The sequence below is a fragment of the Allosphingosinicella sp. genome, assembly GCF_036402135.1.
Lineage (GTDB): Bacteria > Pseudomonadota > Alphaproteobacteria > Sphingomonadales > Sphingomonadaceae > Allosphingosinicella.
The window spans coordinates 36,417-53,969 of record NZ_DASWTN010000015.1 but is presented as its reverse complement, the minus strand read 5'-3'; the positions used below and the strand labels follow the sequence as shown (position 1 = coordinate 53,969).

18 protein-coding genes are annotated in these 17,553 nt (G+C 63.5%); 13 read left to right on the top strand and 5 right to left on the bottom strand.

Features of this window, described 5'->3' with window-relative positions:
* Nucleotides 1-537 precede the first annotated feature (537 nt).
* Nucleotides 538-885 (bottom strand): hypothetical protein, encoded by a 348-nt coding sequence (locus VGD10_RS04575; protein ID WP_331039621.1) that lies wholly within the window; start codon nt 883-885, stop codon nt 538-540.
* Between the two features lie 226 nt (nt 886-1,111).
* Here VGD10_RS04575 and VGD10_RS04570 point away from each other — a divergent pair, with 226 nt between their 5' ends.
* The 3 genes from VGD10_RS04570 (at nt 1,112) to VGD10_RS04560 (ending at nt 4,421) form a co-directional block, all read left to right on the top strand.
* Nucleotides 1,112-2,131: a hypothetical protein gene (locus VGD10_RS04570; RefSeq protein WP_331039620.1), complete on the top strand. Its 1,020-nt coding sequence runs from the start codon at nt 1,112-1,114 to the stop codon at nt 2,129-2,131.
* 107 nt (nt 2,132-2,238) lie between these two features.
* Nucleotides 2,239-2,787, top strand: coding sequence for a DUF1993 domain-containing protein (locus tag VGD10_RS04565; protein WP_331039619.1), 549 nt, complete (start codon nt 2,239-2,241; stop codon nt 2,785-2,787).
* 56 nt (nt 2,788-2,843) lie between these two features.
* Entirely contained in the window at nt 2,844-4,421 is a 1,578-nt protein-coding gene (locus VGD10_RS04560; RefSeq protein ID WP_331039618.1) for a GAF domain-containing sensor histidine kinase, read from the top strand.
* Here the strand turns inward: VGD10_RS04560 and chrA are convergent.
* Entirely contained in the window at nt 4,414-5,607 is a 1,194-nt protein-coding gene (gene chrA, locus VGD10_RS04555) for a chromate efflux transporter (RefSeq protein WP_331039617.1), read from the bottom strand. The two genes, VGD10_RS04560 and chrA, sit on opposite strands and share 8 nt — an antisense overlap.
* Before the next feature lie 128 nt (nt 5,608-5,735).
* Here chrA and VGD10_RS04550 point away from each other — a divergent pair, with 128 nt between their 5' ends.
* The 3 genes from VGD10_RS04550 (at nt 5,736) to VGD10_RS04540 (ending at nt 7,907) form a co-directional block, all read left to right on the top strand.
* Nucleotides 5,736-5,930 carry a hypothetical protein gene (locus VGD10_RS04550; RefSeq protein WP_331039616.1) on the top strand — a complete coding sequence of 65 codons (195 nt, stop codon included), beginning with the start codon at nt 5,736-5,738 and terminating at the stop codon, nt 5,928-5,930.
* Nucleotides 5,931-5,972: 42 nt separating this feature from the next.
* Nucleotides 5,973-6,389 carry a DUF4383 domain-containing protein gene (locus VGD10_RS04545; protein ID WP_331039615.1) on the top strand — a complete coding sequence of 139 codons (417 nt, stop codon included), beginning with the start codon at nt 5,973-5,975 and terminating at the stop codon, nt 6,387-6,389.
* 255 nt (nt 6,390-6,644) lie between these two features.
* Nucleotides 6,645-7,907 (top strand): L,D-transpeptidase family protein, encoded by a 1,263-nt coding sequence (locus VGD10_RS04540; RefSeq protein ID WP_331039614.1) that lies wholly within the window; start codon nt 6,645-6,647, stop codon nt 7,905-7,907.
* Between the two features lie 57 nt (nt 7,908-7,964).
* Here the strand turns inward: VGD10_RS04540 and VGD10_RS04535 are convergent, their stop codons facing one another.
* Nucleotides 7,965-8,570, bottom strand: coding sequence for a murein L,D-transpeptidase catalytic domain family protein (locus VGD10_RS04535; protein ID WP_331039613.1), 606 nt, complete (start codon nt 8,568-8,570; stop codon nt 7,965-7,967).
* 184 nt (nt 8,571-8,754) lie between these two features.
* On the opposite strand from VGD10_RS04535, the gene VGD10_RS04530 reads away from it, so the two are divergent.
* Together VGD10_RS04530 and ligD are read left to right on the top strand one after the other, a co-directional pair.
* Entirely contained in the window at nt 8,755-9,798 is a 1,044-nt protein-coding gene (locus VGD10_RS04530; RefSeq protein WP_331039612.1) for an ATP-dependent DNA ligase, read from the top strand.
* Nucleotides 9,795-10,667 (top strand): non-homologous end-joining DNA ligase, encoded by an 873-nt coding sequence (gene ligD / locus VGD10_RS04525; RefSeq protein WP_331039611.1) that lies wholly within the window; start codon nt 9,795-9,797, stop codon nt 10,665-10,667. The genes VGD10_RS04530 and ligD overlap by 4 nt, the downstream gene beginning before the upstream one ends.
* Here the strand turns inward: ligD and VGD10_RS04520 are convergent.
* The gene (locus tag VGD10_RS04520; protein WP_331039610.1) at nt 10,664-10,846 is read right to left on the bottom strand and encodes a hypothetical protein; all 183 of its coding nucleotides are present in this window, start codon (nt 10,844-10,846) and stop codon (nt 10,664-10,666) included. The two genes, ligD and VGD10_RS04520, sit on opposite strands and share 4 nt — an antisense overlap.
* 361 nt (nt 10,847-11,207) lie before the next feature.
* Between VGD10_RS04520 and VGD10_RS04515 the strand changes: the two genes are divergently transcribed.
* The 4 genes from VGD10_RS04515 to VGD10_RS04500 all read left to right on the top strand — a co-directional run bounded on the left by VGD10_RS04515 (nt 11,208) and on the right by VGD10_RS04500 (nt 14,837).
* Nucleotides 11,208-11,852, top strand: a complete 645-nt coding sequence (locus VGD10_RS04515) for a response regulator transcription factor (protein ID WP_331039609.1) — start codon at nt 11,208-11,210, stop codon at nt 11,850-11,852.
* A gap of 10 nt (nt 11,853-11,862) precedes the next feature.
* On the top strand, nt 11,863-13,905 hold the full coding sequence (locus VGD10_RS04510) for a PAS domain-containing protein (RefSeq protein WP_331039608.1): 2,043 nt from the start codon (nt 11,863-11,865) through the stop codon (nt 13,903-13,905).
* Nucleotides 13,906-13,972: 67 nt separating this feature from the next.
* Entirely contained in the window at nt 13,973-14,521 is a 549-nt protein-coding gene (gene msrA, locus VGD10_RS04505) for a peptide-methionine (S)-S-oxide reductase MsrA (protein WP_331039607.1), read from the top strand.
* A 112-nt stretch (nt 14,522-14,633) separates the two neighbouring features.
* The gene (locus VGD10_RS04500; protein ID WP_331039606.1) at nt 14,634-14,837 is read left to right on the top strand and encodes a hypothetical protein; all 204 of its coding nucleotides are present in this window, start codon (nt 14,634-14,636) and stop codon (nt 14,835-14,837) included.
* Here VGD10_RS04500 and VGD10_RS04495 read toward each other — a convergent pair.
* Entirely contained in the window at nt 14,834-15,790 is a 957-nt protein-coding gene (locus VGD10_RS04495) for an L-threonylcarbamoyladenylate synthase (protein ID WP_331039605.1), read from the bottom strand. The genes VGD10_RS04500 and VGD10_RS04495 overlap by 4 nt on opposite strands.
* Nucleotides 15,791-15,837: 47 nt before the next feature.
* Here VGD10_RS04495 and VGD10_RS04490 point away from each other — a divergent pair, with 47 nt between their 5' ends.
* The gene (locus tag VGD10_RS04490) at nt 15,838-17,550 is read left to right on the top strand and encodes an acyl-CoA dehydrogenase (protein ID WP_331039604.1); all 1,713 of its coding nucleotides are present in this window, start codon (nt 15,838-15,840) and stop codon (nt 17,548-17,550) included.
* Nucleotides 17,551-17,553: the final 3 nt, after the last annotated feature.

Here is a 17,553-nt window from a genome sequence, read left to right as displayed (position 1 = left end):
TTTACTTTCGGCCCAATGCGGACATTTGGCAGCACGCTGAGCCGAGCGTTACGACCCGCCGCATACCTCAGGAAGGAGCAGCGCGTAGGGGGAACCTGCTACAATAGGACTTGGCGCCGCAGTGCCGGCCTTCGTTTCCGTTCCGTCTGCCGACCGCACTGTGGTCTGTCGTACACGGGCGGTCTTGGCCGAGCAGTTTAGCTCTATGTCGAACGAATGCGTGACACCCGGAGCATCCGTGTTCTCGCGGAGCACGTGCACTGTACCCAAGTCGCCGTTCCGCCTGATTGATTTGGCGTCGAAAGAGAGGGTCATGCTCCCCCGGTTATCCAGATACCGGAAGTCTGGCATGATCTCGTACAGGCCTTGCTGAGGTGCCGCCTGAGCGGGAGCTTTAGGAACGCTGGTCTGTGCACTCGCCTCCATCGCAACCGAGGCTGCGATCGTGAGGACGGTGCCCCGTACTTTGCTCGTATGCATCAACTCCCCCCTGCGGTTTCCGAGTTGGTCCTGATGAGCCTCAGAGACTGTGTTGGCTTAGTGAAGCTCAGCAGCGGTCCCGGCTAGAACGTCGACCTCAGCGATTGGGCGGCCGCGACTACGCACAAGCGTGATCCACTTGTCGCGATCAGCATTAGCAGTCTCGGCGGAGGGGAACGAGCGGCACCTTACGCCATCCGCATTCACCGGATACCCAAGGACCTTTTCCAAGGCGGCGTCGAAAAGCTCAAAGCTGTTCTTTTGTTCGGAAAGAAAGACCTTGGTGACAAAAGGGCCGCTCTTGAAACACCAGTTGTAAGTCGGTCCCTCGCTCTTAGAAGCTGTCTGCCCGGTGGCGGCTCCCGCCAAAAGCAGCAATCCTGAAAACATCTGCGAAAACATCATCTTGCCCCCGTCCCCGGCATAGCACCTTCCGGATTAGAATTGAAGGCAGCAAATGTCCGCTTTCCACACATTGCAAACATTCAGGCCTCGCGATCTTCGAGAGAGGCTGGCGCTTAGGAAACTCGCTAATGATCAGGCTCTGGCATCGGGCAGCTATGCATAATTCTTTAATTTAAGCGCCGTAAACTATGCCGTTCATCTGGGGTGGTTTGCGGGGAAGATGGAGATGAACGCGTACCGAGGCGTTGGCGCGCCGCATCCTCACTTCGTGTCGATACCCGACCCAGAGCAAACCGAAGGCGTGCGCGCCTATCGCGAACCGACGGTGCCGCACCCGCTGCAGATCACCTTCCTCGAAGCGGAAAACGAGTACGCCTGGACCGAAGAGATGCGGAGCCTGCTCTCTTCGGGGCGCTCTGCCGAAGCCGACGCAAGGCTTTCGGCCGAGCTTGCCGGTTTCGATGGCGCGCTTGCCCGTCTGTGCAAGGCCACAACGGCTGCCGATGCCGTCCTGGAGGGCTGGGACGATCTTCTCCCGATCATCGCCGAGTGGGAAGGGCCGCCGGTCACCGCCATCACGCTCGGGTTTACCAATCCGCCAGACTTGGTCTTCGAACCGGGCCGGATTGAAGAGCCCGAACTGCTGCTCTCCCTTTACTCGGACGAAGCGTACCCCTTCAGCCGAGCCGCCAATTCCGAACTGCTCGCCGAATGTGAGAAGGAGCTGCCTGGATGGCTGGGGCAGGAAGAGGATGTCGAATTCTATTGCAGCCTGTCCGGTCTCGGTCCGCTGAACACGGCGCTGATCCATTCCAAGCACCGCTATTTCCTCCGCGACGGCCGGGACGGGGTCGAAGGGCGCGCGCCTGGCGGCTATGTCGAATTCGTATTGGGAAGCTGGCTATTGGCCACCCGCTTTCTTCAAGCGGTCGAACGGGCGGTTTCGGATCATGGCCTCCCGCTGGGCTGCCGCCTTATTTCCGGAGCGGTCGGAGTGAATGCCGACTTCGTCGCCGTTCTCGGATCCGATAAGCCGCGCGACTTTTCGTCGACCGCTTCCACTGCCGCGCCGCAGGCGCAATTCGCCACCTTGAGCATGAAGCCATGGGTGCCGCGGGAAGATCCGACCGCCGATGCTCTGCCGGCTTCGACGCTGCGCCAGCGCCTCAGGTCGAGCGAACCCGAGTCCGCGGCCGCGCCGCGACGCGGCTTCCTTGCACGGCTGTTTCATCGCCCCCAGCGGTAAGCCGCACGCTGATCAAAAGGACCGGCTTCCTTTAGGCGGCCGCTCCCGTGGCTAGAAAACACTTCCGCGCTTTGCCAACATGCGAGCTCCATTCAGGGAGCAAGCCTTTGTCCTTAACGTCACTCCTCATTCCCACCTACACGCAGATGCTGACAGCGCTCTCCGGCTGGCTGGAAAAGGCACGGGCGCAAATGCCTCAGGGCGAAGCAGAGGCGCTGCTGTCGGCGCGGCTTGCGCCGGACATGTTTCCGCTTTCGACGCAGGTGCGCTTTGCCTGCGTTCAAGCTCTGGAAGCGGTGCACCGGCTGCGGGGATTGGCTTTTCCAGCTGCCGTCGCCGAGCTTCTGAACGAAGGCCGGAACGCTGGCGAACGGCCGGGGACGCTGTCGGACGCTCAGAGCCGGATCGCAGAAACGATCGCATCGCTGGACAGCCTTGGACCGGAAGCTCTCGATGTGGACCCGGGAAGTCCGATCGCGCACGAACTTCCGAACGGCATGATCTTCGATCTGACCGCGGAGCAATATGCCCGGGACTGGGCCTTGGGGCAGTTCTATTTCCATGTGATGATCGCCTACGCGATATTGCGGAGCGGGAAGGCCGAATTGGGTAAGGCGGATTACATTCCGCACATGCTGCCGCATCTCCGCCCCTAGCATTTGCAGCGCCGGTAAGTGGCTGTAAAGGAGGCGGCCCTGCAGACGGGAAGACGATGATCGCACCTCCGATACCGAGCGATGAGGCGCAGCGGCTGGCTGCGATCGAGCGCTACCAATTGGGCGGCGTTGGGCGCGAGCCTGCGTTCGATCATGTGACGCGGTTGGCGGCATCCCTGTTCGGCGTGCCGATGGCGCTGGTTTCGATCGTTGGTTCCGAGATGCAGTGTTTCCGCGGCGCTTGCGGCATCGACAAGTCGGGAACGTCACGGGATGTCGCCTTTTGCGGCTTCGCGATCCTGGGCGACGGCGTGATGGTCGTCGAAGATGCGACGAAAGATGAGCGCTTCGTCGACAATCCGCTGGTGACGGGGGAGCCTTTCATCCGCTTCTATGCGGGTGCGCCGCTTCGGGTGGCCGGGGGGCATGCCGTGGGGACATTGTGCCTGATCGACACGGTTCCGCGCACTTTTTCGGCCGAGCAGCAGGAACGGCTCGCGGGGCTGGCACAGACGGTGGTGGACCTGATCGAGCTTCGCGTGGGAAGCCTCGCCGCGGCTCAGGAGCATGAGAGGGCGGAGGAGGAGAGGGCGCTCCTTCACCTTACGGTGGAGAATGTCAGCGAAGGAGTGGCTTTGGTCGATTCCGACCTTCGCATGATCCTGTGGAATGACACGTTCGGCGAGATGTTCGGCTATCCGCGGGAGGCGATCCAGACCGGGCTCGATGCGGCCGGGTTGATGAAGGTTTCCGCCGAGCGCGGGGATCTTGGACCGGGCGATCCGGACCAGATCGTCGCCGGCTTCGTCGCCTCGATCAGGAGCAGCGAGAGCCGGCGGATCGAGATTACGCGGAAGGACGGGCGGGTGCTCGACATTTGGCGGAAGTCGATCCGCGGCGGGCGCTTCATTTTGACCGCGCGGGACGTGACGATCGAGCGGCAGACGGCGCGGCTGAAGGAAGAGCTTGTGTCCACGGTCAGTCATGAGCTGCGAACGCCGCTCACCGCCATTTCCGGTTCGCTGGGGCTGCTGCAAGGCGGTGCTGGCGGGGAGCTTCCGCCCAAGGCCGAGGGGCTGGTCAAGATCGCGCGGAAGAACAGCCTGAGGCTCGCGCGGCTGGTCGATGATCTTCTCGATCTCGACAAGCTTCAGTCGGGGCAGCTCGAATTCCATTTCGCCCGAACCAATATGGCCGAGTTCCTGAAGGAAGCGGTGGAGCAGAATAGCCCTTATGCCGAGAAGCTGGGCATGAGCATCGCCTTCGCGCCGCCTGCGGAGGATATCTTCTGCCAAGTGGATGCCGGACGCATGCTGCAGGTGATGAGCAACCTTCTTTCGAACGCGGCGAAATTCTCCCCGGAGGGGGGCATAGTTACGGTTCGTTTGACCGAAGAAGGCGAGCATGCGCGGATCAGCGTCATTGATCAGGGGCCGGGGATTTCGCCCGAATTTCGTGAGCGGCTGTTCAACCGGTTCGCGCAGGAGGACGCGTCCTCGCAGCGCGGGCAGTCCGGCACCGGTTTAGGCCTCGCTATCACGAAGGAGATCGTCGAGCGGCATGGCGGGGCTATCACGCTGGACGAGGCTGTTGAGCGGGGCGCGACGTTCCACGTCACGCTACCGCTCAGCTGAGCAAGGCGGCTCCGGCGGCGGCCGATCCCAGCACCACCGCAGGCACGTTGAGCTTCGAGCGCCACAGGTAGAGCAGCGCCAAGGCGGCTGCGAAGATTGCGGCGCCGATAGGTAGAGACGGCGTCGATCGGGCGACGTGCAGCGCGAGCTCGATCGTGGTTGCGGCGATGAGGCCGACGACACCGGCTGCGACACCCTCCAGGAAGCGGTGAAGGCGGGCGTCGTCCATCACCCGCTCAAGCCGGTCGTAGAAGATGATGCCAAAGGCGAAAGCGGGGAGGAAAATGCCTGCCGTCATTGCGAAGGCTCCGGCTAGCCCGCCGGCGAGATAGCCGACGAAGGTTGCGAAGATGATGAGGGGAGCAGGAATGATCCCCGCCAGAGCGAGACCGTCGAGGAACTGGCCCTCCGTCACCCAGCCGCGTCCGACAGTGTCGTCGCGGACGAAGGGGATGGCGGTATAGGCCCCACCGAAGGTCAGCAGTCCGGCTTTGAGGCCAGAGAGGAAGAGGGGGAGGGCCCCGACCGACCCCGCTTCCACGAGCGCTGCCGGGCCGACTGGAGCGGGGTCTGTGAGCGTGCCGAGCGAACCCGTTGCAACAGCGGCCATGGCGGCAACCGCCACGACGAGTGCGACGGCCCAATATTTGCGAGCGGCGATGGCAGCATCAGCGAGGCCTGCGGCGGGAAGCGTGATCCAGAAGCTTGTGCCCACATAGGCGCAGACCGCGCTCGCGGCTGCGATGAGCCAGAGCGCCGTATCGTTCAGCGTATGGTCGGCGATCCGGTGAACGGCGCGGACGATAAGCGCGACGACGCCGATCTGCACGCCGAGAAATGACGCGGCGATCAGTGATTGGCGGAGGTCCAGGCGGCTATAGGCCCAGGCGAGCGCGAGAATGAGGACCAGCCCCGGCAGCATGAAGCCGAGGCCCGCGAGAAAGCCGCCGATCCGGCCGCGCTTCATCGTGCCCATGTGGACGCAGAGCTCGTGCGCCTCCGGCCCCGGCAGTACCTGATAGACCGCGAGCAGGCGGGCGAACCGGGAGGGGGTGAGCCATTTCTCCTCCTCGACCAGCTCGCGCTTGATCATCGCGATCTGCGCGACCGGGCCGCCCCAGGCGAGAAAGCCGAAGCGGAGGAAGCGAAGGAAGATCGCGCCCGCGCTTGGCCCTGCTTCCGTCAATTCCGAACCCCTAAACCAATTGCCGTGCGAGCATCGGGGAGCGCGAGAAGACCGTCAACCTAATCTGCATCAGGAACAATTTCAGGAACTTGGCGGCGCGCTCTGGCATTGCATCGACAAAGAAGAACATGCTGGAGAGCAGAAAGTTGGAGCAGCACGATCTTAATTACTGGCAGGAACGCGCGACCAGCGAGATGCAGCTCGCGCAGCGGGCCGCAACGATGGACATCGCCCGCCCCCATTACCGGCTTGCGATGAGCTATCTGGAAAAGGTGGAGGAGCTGAAGCGGCGGCTCCGCTGGCGGCAGCGGGCGGAGGCCTGACGCCGCTCTGTGTGCGTAGAAGGCTAACCTGGGAGAAATCGGATGAGCACTCGCACCTTCGCACTGGTTTTCGGAATCGTTTTCCTGCTGATCACCGCCTCAGGCCTCATCCCCGGCCTGCTGCAGCACCGCATGCACGACGGGGTGGCGGTAGATGCGATGTCCGGCGACGCGCTCGGCCTGTTCCCGGTGAACCTCGTTCACACGCTCGTGCATCTGCTGTTCGGCGTCTGGGGCCTTGCCGCGTCCCGCAGCCTCGGCGCAGCCAAGGGTTACGCCAAAGCGGTCGGCATCGCTTACGTGATCCTGATGATCATGGGGCTGGTCCCCGGCCTCGACACGATGTTCGGAATGGCTCCGCTCTACGGCAACGACGTCTGGCTCCACCTGCTGCTGGCGCTCGGCGGCATCTATTTCGGCTGGATCCACAAGGACCGCGTCGCCGACCGGCGCGCCTGACCTTCAGCGGCCCCGCTCCGAGGGCCGCGCCTGTTGCATTCCCGCATCGGCCGCATCCTAATCCAGGATAGCGGCCCTTGGCGGATTCCGGGTCCTGAGGTAGAAGAAAGGCGGAGGCAAAGAGCCCGACCGCTTTCGAATTGTCTTTCCTGCAGAACGGGTTGACCGGGGTTAACGTCCGTTCAGCCAGCGAACAGGAAAAGGCTGGCATAGAGCGAACGGCTTGAAGCCAGGATGCGAAGTAACAGGGTTGCCATGTCCAGAATATTGAAGTCGACGATCATCGCCGCGCTTTGCGCCACCGCCATGCCTGCGGGCGCGCAGCTCAAGAAGGGCGAGAAGCCTACCGAGCAGCAGATTGCCGCGGGCGAAGCGCCGGCAACGCCGATCTCCGAGGCGGAGACCGTCTACCGCGGCCTTCAGGGCACGATGGTCGCGCGGCCGTGGAACCGCGAGGCCGCCCAAGACCTGCTGAGCTATATCAGCCGCGTGAACGAGGAAGGGCTGGAGCCTTCCGAATATGGCCTCGACGCGCTTGAATCCGCGCTTGCCGGCCGCGATCAGGCGGCCGTGGACCGCGCCGCGACCGACAGCTTCCTGAAGCTTTCCGCCGCCCTCGCGCTCGGCACGGTGCCGATGACGGCCCGGACCGACTGGCACCTTAAGGACGAGGATCTGGACGGCGCCACGCAATTCTCGCTGATGGAAAAGGCGATCGCCGCGCGCAGCGTGCGGCAGACGCTGGATTCGCTGCTTCCGACCCACCTGCAATATGGCGAGCTGAAGGACGTGCTCGCCAACGCGACGGACCTCAGCACGGTCGAAGCGGCGCGCGTCAATCTCGAGCGCTGGCGCTGGCTGCCGCGCGAGCTTGGGCCGCGCTACGTGATCGTCAACGTGCCGGCTTACACGGTGGCTCTCGTCGAGAACGGCCACGTCGTCGCCCGTCACAAGGCGGTGGTGGGCGCTGTGAAGACGCCGACGCCGCAGCTCGGCGCCACCGCGACCGGCGTGATCTTCAATCCCTGGTGGGAAGTGCCCGCAAGCATCGCGCCGGAAGTGCGCGGCAAGAAGGGCTATGTATCGGTGAAGACACCCGAAGGGGGCGTCCGCTATCGCCAGCCGCCGGGACCGGGTAATTCTCTCGGCCGGATGAAGGTGGTGATGCCGAACAACTACGCAATCTACCTTCACGACACGCCGTCGAAGGCGCTCTTCTCACGCCCCGCGCGCGCGGCCAGCCATGGCTGCATCCGCACGCAAAATCCGCTGGAATTCGCGCGGCTGCTGCTCGGCAACCCGGAATGGGATCAGGCTAAGATCGACGCGACGATCAAATCGGGGAAGACGGTGAAGGCGGACACGTCCGTCCCGACGCCGGTCTATATCGCCTATTTCACGGCGGCGGCGCAGGCCGACGGCAAGGGCATCATCCGCTACAAGGACGTCTACAACCGCGACGCGAAAGTGGTCGCATCGATCAAGAATGGCGGGAAGACGGCGCTGGCTTCGAAGTAAGCCGCGCCGCTGACGCTTCTCACGAAGCCCCTCCCTTAGCGGAGGGGCTTTTCGTTTCTAGACCTTGTCGGAATAGAGCAGGCGGCCCGGCCCAAGCTGCTGCAGCACATATTGGAGGCTGAGCTGCGAGAGGGCGAAGCAGCCTTCGCTGCGGCCAAGCTTGCCGAACTGTTCGACGACGCGCGGCTCCGCATAAGCGGCGCTGTGGACCACGATGGCCCGCGCTTCGGCGTTGCTGTTGCTCCAGTCCAGGCCCTTGAGGCGAAGCGAGCGGCCATATTTGCCGTAATAGACATCGCCAGTGATGTATGAGCCCGCCGAGGAGGCTTCGGAGCCCGGCTCGTTCGAGAAATAGTTGAGATAGCCGGTGTGATAGGGGTCCGAACCGCGGCCGTGCGACACTTGGTAGGTCGTCACCATGCCGCCGGCGAGATTGACGAGATAGAAGCGTTCGCTGGCGGACGGCTGCGAATAATCGGCAACCGCGATCACGTTCGTATCGAGGAGGAAGCGGCGCTTAGATTCCATCGCCGCCTTGGCGCGGGCGAGCAGCCCCGGATTGATGCGCGGCTGAGGCGGAGCGACGGTCGCAAAGACCGGCGAAGCGGCGGTTACGAGCCCGGCCGCGGCTCCCGTTTGAAGCAGGTTACGACGCGTAAGCATGACAGAGGGAACTCCCCGACTAATGCTTAGAACCTTACAGTAAGTGGTTCTGCAGGCTCAACGAACTGAGGCACCTGATGGGTCCAATTCACCGCAGAACCGACTCTGTTCGCCGCATAATCAGGGTTAATCGTTAAGATGCGGTTGGCGGAACCGCTGTGCGGGCGGCGGCGTCTTTGGAGTCATGGCGCCTTTTTCGAAGCTAGCCGTGAAGCCCGGAACGCCGCCGATGGAGGCGAAGCTAGTGGACTCGCTCCCCGAAGGCGGAGGCTGGCAGTTCGAGCCGAAATGGGACGGATTTCGCTGCCTCGTCTTCCGCGACGGCAAGGATGTGGAGCTTCATTCGAAATCGGGAAAGCCGCTGGGGCGTTATTTTCCCGAGGTGGTGGAGCAGGTCCTTGGCTTGAAGACGCAGCGTTTCGTGATCGACGGCGAGCTGATCATCCCGATCGGCGATGTGCTTTCGTTCGAAGCGCTGCAGCTGCGGCTTCACCCGGCCGAGAGCAGGGTGCGGAAGCTTGCAGCGAAGACACCGGCCAAGCTGATGCTGTTCGATTGTCTGGCGATGGACGGCGAGAGTCTTGTCGAGCGGCCGCTTTCGGAGCGGCGGGAGGCACTGGAGCGCTTCTTCGCCGAGGCGGGAGGCGAGGGGCTGGAGTTGTCGCCCTTCACCGAAGATTGCGATGTCGCGAAGGCGTGGCTGGAAAGCGCGGGCGCGGCGCTCGACGGCGTCGTCGCGAAGCGGCGGAAAGAGGCGTATGTACCTGGAGAGCGGGCGATGCTGAAGATCAAGCAGCTCCGCACCGCCGACTGCGTGGTGGGCGGCTTCCGCTACGGGACGAACAGCAAGGAGGTGGGGTCGCTGCTGCTCGGCCTTTATAATGAAGCGGGGAAGCTCGATCATGTGGGCTTCACCTCAGCCATTCCGTCTGAGGGGCGGGCGGCGCTGACGAAAAGGCTGGAGGCGCTGGTGGAGGCGCCTGGCTTCACCGGCAATGCGCCGGGCGGGCCGAGCCGCTGGAGCACGGAGCGGAGCGGGGATTGGCAGCCGCTCCGGCCGGAGCTGATCGCCGAGGTGCGCTACGACCATGTCACCGGCAGGCGCTTCCGCCATGGCACAAAATTCCTCCGCTGGCGGCCGGACAAGGCGCCGGAGCAATGCCGGATGGACCAGCTCGAGCCGGAGGCGCGGCCGGCGGAGCTTCGCGCCACGCTGGAGGCGGTATGAGCGACGAACGCTTCGTCGAGGGGGTGCGGCTCAGCAACCCGGACAAGGTGCTGTACCCGGAGCAGGGGATCACCAAGAGCGAGCTTGCCGATTATTATGTGGCTGTGGCGGGGCAGATGCTGCCGCATGTTGCGAACCGGCCTATTACGCTGGTGCGCTGTCCGACCGGGCAGGAGAAGAAATGCTTCTATCAGCGGCACGCGGGGTCGGGCGTTCCGGAGCAGCTTCATGAAGTGACGGTGCCGGGTTTCGACGAGCCTTATCTCTACATCCGCGACGTGAGCGGCCTGATCACGATGGTGCAGATGGGCGTGCTTGAAATGCATCCGTGGGGCGTGACGGTGGAGAAGCCGGACATGCCCGACCGGATTATCTTCGACCTCGATCCGGATGAGGGACTTGGCTTTGCTGACGTGATCAAGGCGGCGATCGAGGTGCGCGAACGGCTGGAGGCGATCGGTCTCACCAGCTTCGTCAAGACAACGGGCGGCAAGGGACTTCATGTCATGGTGCCGGTAGAGCCGGTGACGCCCTGGCGCGAGGCCAAGGCATTCGCCAAACGGACCTCGGAGGAGATGGCCGCCGACGCGCCGGAAACCTACCTGACCCGCATCTCCAAGGCGGAGCGGGCGGGACGCATCTTCATCGATTATCTGCGGAACGACCCGACATCGACGGCGGTCGGCCCATATTCGACGCGCTCCAGACCGGGCGCGCCGGTCGCCATGCCGCTGGAATGGGCGGATTTAGGCCCGAAACTCAAGCCGTCCGCTTTCACCATCCGTACCGCCCCGGCCCATATCGCGGCGCGGGCACGGGACCCGTGGGCGGAGATCGGCAAGGTGCGGCAGCGGCTTCCGGCCGCCTAGGGCCACGCTTCCCCTAGCTGCCGTCTTGCTTCGGTCGCGGCTTCGAGAAGGCGTCGTCCGGTCTCTTCGGCGGCCTCCGGCGTCAGGGCGGCGGCAATTCCGTCTGGGCCGTCCATCTGAACCTCGCCGCTTTCCGCAATTACCTGGCTGGGTTGGTCATGGGGTCCTTGGCGGTTCATCGCTGGTCTCCTCTCATGCGTTAACCTCTTTTAGCGCGTGCTGTTCCGGCATTTTCAGCGGTTTCGTGCGGAATTCTGCGGTTACTACGGTAGTTTCCACATCTATTTTCTTAACCAGTGCTGGTGTTTAAGGGCCACGCATCGCTGATCACGATGCATTTCGGACCTAAGGCTTTACTGGTCAGCCAAACGTCCGGTGATACGAAGCCCGGCCGCAGGAACCCCACTCCTGCCGCCGGGCTTCTGCTTTTATGAGCGCGCTTTCCTATGAACTGGCTGATCGAGGTTAACCGGTTGACTTCGCCGCTACGGCTGCCTTTACGGTTTCTACCGCATTCGCGCGGTTTGAAAGGACCCGACGTTGACTGACAGGCATGTATATGTGGTCGACGACGACCGTGACGTCCGGTCCTCGATCAGCTTCATGCTGTCCACCGCCGACATTAGTTCGCGGCCCTTCGCCGACGGCGATGATTTCCTGAACAGCCTCAACGAACTGGAAGCCGGGTGCGTCCTGCTCGACGTGCGCATGCCGAAGATAGACGGCTTCGGCGTAATGGCGGGGCTGCAGGAGCGGCAACTCGACTGGCCGATCGTCGTCATGACCGGTCATGGCGAAGTGCCGGTTGCCGTCCGCGCGATGAAGATGGGCGCCGTCGATTTCATCGAAAAGCCATTCGGCGAAGAGCTGCTCTTCTCCAGCCTGGAGCGGGCATTCGCGCTCCTTAAGGACCGGGGCGAGAAAACGGAGCGGAAGAAGGCGGCGAAGGAGCGGATAGACCGGCTGTCGGCTCGCGAATATGAAGTCTTGCAGGGCCTCGCGGGCGGACTTTCGAACAAACTGTTGGCCCGGGAGTTGGGGATCAGCCTCCGCACGGTCGAAATGCACCGTGCGAACATGATGGACCGGCTCCAGGTTGGAAGCCTGGCGGAAGCGCTGACGCTGGCCGTCCAGGCGGACGTCCCCGCCTTTGAAAGCAAGGGCGTCCCCGAGTCCGACGAATAGGAGCAAGCGCGTGCATGGCCAGCAACAGGACGCAGGCCAAGTCGCTGTTCTGGCTTCCTCGAAAGAGGCAGATCTCGTTGGGCCGCTCCTTCGCGTTGAAGGTATCGCGTCGGCTCTCCTCAGCCTTGACGAACTGATCGAAGGCATCCGCTCGACGTCGCTGGGCACCGCCATTTTGAGCGCCGATACGGACGAAGCCGTTCTCGATGCCATCAGGCAGGCTCTTTCCGAAGAACCGCGCTGGTCCTTCTTCCCGCTGATCCTGCTCGCGAAGCGCGGGCTATCGCGGGAGGAAGGCCGGAAACTGCAGACGCTCGGTAACATCCGGCTGGTCGAAATGCCGTTCGACGACACGGTCCTGCTGGCGACGGTCAGGTCCTCCCTGTTCGTGCGGTTCCAGCAGCGTGCCGCAGGCGCCTATCTTCAGGAGCGGGATAAGGCGGCGCAGGAGCTGAAGGAGCTCACCGAGACGCTGGAGGCGCGGGTCGAGGCGCGGACGAAGGATCTTCACGACGCCAATGAGCGGCTGCTCAAGGAAGTAGAGGAACGGCGTGAGGCGGAGGAGCGGCTCCGCGAGAGCGAGGAGCTGTACCGCTATACGCTGGAGTTGAGCAGACAGGAGGTGTGGACGGCTGCGCCCGATGGAAGGATCCTCACCGTGAGTCGGACGACCGGCATCCCGGAAGGACGGGATCCCACGGAAGCGTGGCTGGACACGGTTCATCCCGCGGACCTGAAGGTGATTCTTGCCGCATGGAACGCTGCTGTGAAGAACAAGAAAGCGTCATCGGCCGAGTTCCGGATGAAGACGCCGGGTGGAGAATATCGCTATCATCGTGCCAAGGCCGCGCCGCGTCTCGACGAGCAGGGCAATGTGGTCCGTTGGTACGGATCGACAGAGGATATTCACGAACAAAGGATCGCCGAAGAGGCGAAGCGGCAGGCGGAGGAACGTTACCGCCTAGCAGCCCGCGCGACGAATGATGCCATCTGGGACCTCGATGTGCTCACGAACGAGCTTCACTGGAGCGAAACGGCCGCCGAGACGCTGGGCTATCCGGGTCGGAAGCTAGGCACCACGAGCCTCGCCTGGTGGGAGGAGCGGGTGCATCCCGAGGACAGGCAGCAAGCCTCAAGCAGTCTCGATCAGGCGCTGAAGCGGGGAAAGACGCGCTGGTCGGCAACTTACAGATTCCGCACTGAGGCCGGGGAATATCGGCTGATGCTGGACCGGGGCTTCATCATCCGGGACCGCGACGGCAAGGCGGCCCGCGTGGTCGGCGCGATGATGGACCTGACCGACCGCAACAAGGCCGACGAGGCGATCCGCCGCATGCAGGCGGAGCTGATTCACGTATCGCGCCTCAGCGCCATGGGCACGATGGCGTCCACGCTCGCCCACGAGCTCAACCAGCCGCTTACCGCCGTCACCAATTATGTCCGCGGCAGCCGGAGGCTTCTCGAAGGCATCAAGGGCGATCAGATCGACGATGCCCGGCAGGCGCTTGCTTCGGCCGAAGCCGGGGCATTGCGGGCGGGCCAGATCGTCCGACGGCTGCGCGAACTGGTCGCGCGCGGTAATTCCGCCTTACGGCCGGAGCAGTTTTCCAAGATCGTCGAAGATGCGGGAACGCTTGCCTTCATCGACGCGGGCTTCCTGGGCGTGAGCCACAGCGTCGAAATCCACCCTGAAGCCGATTGGGTGGAAGTCGACCGTGTCCAGATCCAGCAGGTGCTGATCAACCTCGTCCGGAACGGCATTCAGGCGATGAGGGATCAGGAGAAAAAGGAGATCAGGATCACCGCCAAGCCAACCGAGAGGCAGATGGTGCTGGTGAGCGTTTCCGACAGCGGCCCGGGCATTTCCGCGGACGTCAGGGACGCACTCTTCTCGCCGTTCAAGGGGACGAAGGAGGAGGGGCTGGGGATCGGACTTTCCATCTGCCGAACCATCGTCGAGGCGCATGGCGGCAAGATCTGGGTCGGTGACCGGGACGGCGGGGGCACGATCTTCTGTTTCACCGTGGCGCGCGCCGAGCCGCCGCCGGCCTGAAGCTTACAATCGGCCGCGTTGCTGCCTATCTGCATCCCATAAAATCCAGGCGGAAAGGCTACGAAGCATGGCGGAACAGCAGGCGACTTTGGCGGGCGGGTGCTTCTGGTGCACGGAAGCGGTATTCGACGACGTGATCGGCGTCACCAGCGTCGAGAGCGGCTATACGGGCGGGCAGGTCACCAATCCCACCTATAAGCAGGTCTGCGGCGGCGGTACCGGCCATGCGGAGGCGGTGCGGATCAGCTTCGATCCCGAGAAGATCAGCTATGATGACATTCTCGACATCTATTTCGCCACGCACGATCCAACCCAGCTGAACCGCCAGGGCAACGACATCGGCACGCAATACCGCTCTGCCATCTTCCCGCATTCGCCGGAGCAGGAGGCAAGCGCCCGCGCGGCGATCGAGCGGGCTCAGGCCGATTGGGACAAGCCGATCGTCACCACCATCGAGCCGCTCAGCGACTGGTATCCGGCCGAGGATTATCATCAGGAATATTTCGCCCGGGAGGGCGAGAACAATCCTTATTGCATGGCGGTGGTCGCGCCGAAGCTCCGCAAGTTCCGGAAAAGCTTCGCGGAACGGCTGAAGCGGCAGGAAGCGGCGGGCTGACGCGGCTGCGTGATTTACCTGACTGGAGGATCGTTGGTTAACTGAATTTCAGTCAATCCGCGCGAAAGCGGAGGCTGAAACGGCTGCTAACAACACCCACTGAGGCAGGTTCATGGTTGAAGTCGAGGTCCAGAACGAAAGCGACCAGACGGAAAAGAAGCTGAAGTTCGTCACGGTGCCGCGCATCGGCGAAGGCGTCCGGCTGACCGACGAGCGGGGCTTCAAGGCATCCTATGACGTGCTCGACGTCTGGTATCAGGAAGGCGAATTCGGCGGCGTCTGGATTCCCTACATCCACGTCCGCAAGACGCCTTAACGGGGAGCAGCGGCCCTTTTCAGCCTGTCGTTGATTGCAGCGCCGATCCCGGTTTGGGGAATGGGTGCGACGGCTATCGCGTCCCTGTTGCTTGCCTCAGCGCGGTGGAGTGCTTCGAACAGCCTTGCCGCCGCCTCCACCAGATCGCCCTTGTTGCTGAGCGTTTCGTGGCCAGGCACCGGACCGAAACCGATCATCCATTCGCCGGCTTCCGGCGCCTCGACGTTCAGGCGGAGCGGCTTTGACGGTGCATAGTGGCTCTGAAGCTGGCCGGGGGCCTCAATCTTGCCTGAGGAGAAGTTGGCGGGGAGGCTCGACAGGCGAACGATCTCTTCGAAATTGATCGGTCCGGGTCGGAGCAAAGTCACTGTGTCGCCGGTGAAGCGGACGATGGTGGATTCAAGCCCCTGTTCGGTGCGGCCGCCGTCGACGATGAGGGGAATGCGGCCTTCCAGCGTCTTCATCACATGATCGGCGCTGGTGGCGCTGATCGTGCCGCTGGCGTTGGCGGAAGGTGCCGCCAGCGGCGTTCCGGTTGCCTGCAGGAGGTCCTGCATAGCGGGATGTTTTGGGCAGCGGAGGGCGATAGTGGGTAGGCCGGCGGTTACCAGCTCAGCGATAGGGCTGTCCGCGCGCCGCTCCACCACGATCGTGAGCGGGCCGGGCCAGTAATGCCCGGCGGCGGCTTCGGCGGCTTCCGAAAAGACGCCGTAATCCTTCGCTTGTGCAAGGCTCTGCACGTGGACGATCAGCGGGTTGAAGCTCGGTCTTCCCTTGGCTTCGTAGATGCGCGCGACTGCCTCGCCATTGGTGGCGTCGGCGGCGAGTCCATAGACGGTTTCCGTGGGCATCGCGACCGGCAGGCCCTCGCCGATCAGCCGCGCGGCCTCGGCGATGGCCGCCTTGCCGTAGGGGCGGATTTCCGTGGTGAAAGGCGGGTTTGGCGGGCTCACCGGGCGGGGCTATAGCCGGGGCAAATCAGACGCAAGAGCGAGCCAGAATGACCTACACCGCCCCAGTCGCCGAGCAGCGTTTCCTTCTGAAGCACATCGTGAAGATGGACGAGCTTTCCGGCCATAATGTCTTTGCCGATGCGACGGCCGATACGGTGGATGCGATTGTCGAGGGGATTGCCGCCTTTTCCGAGGGCGAGTTCGCGCCGCTGAACCGCGTCGGCGATACGGTCGGCGCGAAATGGTCGCCGGACGGCGTCACCATGCCGCCGAACTTTCGCGAAGCCTATCAGGCCTATGTGCGGGACGGCTGGGGAACGCTGACAGGCCCTACGGAATATGGCGGACAGGGGCTGCCCTTCACGCTCGCGACCATCGTGATGGAGGATCTTGGGTCCGCCAATATGGGCTTTTCGCTCTGCATGATGCTGACTCCCGGCGCTGTCGAGGCGCTGAAGCATCATGGGTCGGAGGAGTTGAAGCGCATGTGGCTGCCGAAGCTGATTAGCGGCGAATGGACGGGGACGATGAACCTCACCGAGCCGCAGGCGGGGTCCGACGTCGGCGCGCTCAAGACGCGGGCCGAGCCGCGCGGCGACGACAGCTACCTGATCAAGGGCCAGAAGATCTTCATCACCTATGGCGAGCACGACCTTGCCGACAATATCGTCCACCTGGTGCTGGCGCGGCTGCCAGATGCGCCAGCGGGCACAAAAGGCATTTCGCTATTCCTGGTGCCGAAATTCCGGCTGAACGGTGACGGCACGCCGGGAGCCTTCAACGACGCGCGCTGCGTGTCGATCGAGCATAAGCTCGGCATCCACGCCTCGCCGACCTGCGTCATGTCCTATGGCGATGAGGACGACTGCGTCGGCTGGCTGATCGGCGAGGAGAACGGCGGTATGCGCGCGATGTTCACGATGATGAACAATGCGCGCCTGAATGTCGGCCTTCAGGGCGTTTCCATCGCCGAGCGGGCGACGCAGGCGGCGGTCGCCTATGCCAATGACCGGGTGCAGGGCGCGCGCGAGGGGAAGCCTGCCGCGATACTGAAGCATGCCGACGTCAGGCGAATGCTGCTCCGCATGAAGGCGCTGACGCAGGCCGCGCGGGCGCTGACTTATTATGCGGCGGGGCAGACCGACCGGGGCAGCATCGGGGATGCCGACGCCAAGGCGCGAGCCGACCTGCTGACGCCGCTCGTCAAGGCCTACGGCACCGACGTCGGGGTCGAGGTGGCGAGCCTTGGCGTACAGATTCATGGCGGCATGGGCTTCATCGAGGAAACAGGCGCCGCACAGCATTATCGGGATGCCCGCATCGCGCCGATCTACGAGGGTACGAACGGCATTCAGGCGGCCGACCTCGTTGGCCGGAAGCTGGGGCTTGAGGGCGGCGCGGTGGTCGAACGGCTGCTGAACGAGATCGAGGAGGATGCGGGGGAGAGCCGTTGGCTAGTCGATCTCGTCTCCGCCTGCCGGGCGGTGATCGAGGAAATGGGCGATATGGATATGGATGAGCGGCTTGTCGCCTCCTATCCATTCCTCACCATGCTGTCGGTGGCTGTGAGCGGCTGGCTGATGGCGCTGCAATATGATGTCGCGGAGGAGGAAGAGGGCGATCCCGCCTTCCTCACCATGAAGAAGGCGGCGGCGGATTATTACCTGAACCAGGTGGTGCCGGAGGCCATCGGGCTTACCGCCGCAGCCATGGCCCCGGCGCGCGTTTACGACGTGCCGGACGAGGCCTTCGCCGCCTGATCC

Excerpts from the sequence above, each read along its gene's own strand:
- ligD (WP_331039611.1), top strand. The coding sequence starts at position 9,795 with ATGAGCGACGAACGCTTCGTCGAGGGGGTGCGGCTCAGCAACCCGGAC.
- VGD10_RS04535 (WP_331039613.1), bottom strand. The coding sequence starts at position 8,570 with ATGCTTACGCGTCGTAACCTGCTTCAAACGGGAGCCGCGGCCGGGCTC.
- VGD10_RS04530 (WP_331039612.1), top strand. The coding sequence starts at position 8,755 with ATGGCGCCTTTTTCGAAGCTAGCCGTGAAGCCCGGAACGCCGCCGATG.
- VGD10_RS04540 (WP_331039614.1), top strand. The coding sequence starts at position 6,645 with ATGTCCAGAATATTGAAGTCGACGATCATCGCCGCGCTTTGCGCCACC.
- VGD10_RS04570 (WP_331039620.1), top strand. The coding sequence starts at position 1,112 with ATGAACGCGTACCGAGGCGTTGGCGCGCCGCATCCTCACTTCGTGTCG.
- VGD10_RS04520 (WP_331039610.1), bottom strand. The coding sequence starts at position 10,846 with ATGAACCGCCAAGGACCCCATGACCAACCCAGCCAGGTAATTGCGGAA.
- VGD10_RS04545 (WP_331039615.1), top strand. The coding sequence starts at position 5,973 with ATGAGCACTCGCACCTTCGCACTGGTTTTCGGAATCGTTTTCCTGCTG.
- VGD10_RS04550 (WP_331039616.1), top strand. The coding sequence starts at position 5,736 with ATGCTGGAGAGCAGAAAGTTGGAGCAGCACGATCTTAATTACTGGCAG.
- msrA (WP_331039607.1), top strand. The coding sequence starts at position 13,973 with ATGGCGGAACAGCAGGCGACTTTGGCGGGCGGGTGCTTCTGGTGCACG.
- VGD10_RS04560 (WP_331039618.1), top strand. The coding sequence starts at position 2,844 with ATGATCGCACCTCCGATACCGAGCGATGAGGCGCAGCGGCTGGCTGCG.
- VGD10_RS04500 (WP_331039606.1), top strand. The coding sequence starts at position 14,634 with ATGGTTGAAGTCGAGGTCCAGAACGAAAGCGACCAGACGGAAAAGAAG.
- VGD10_RS04575 (WP_331039621.1), bottom strand. The coding sequence starts at position 885 with ATGATGTTTTCGCAGATGTTTTCAGGATTGCTGCTTTTGGCGGGAGCC.
- VGD10_RS04490 (WP_331039604.1), top strand. The coding sequence starts at position 15,838 with ATGACCTACACCGCCCCAGTCGCCGAGCAGCGTTTCCTTCTGAAGCAC.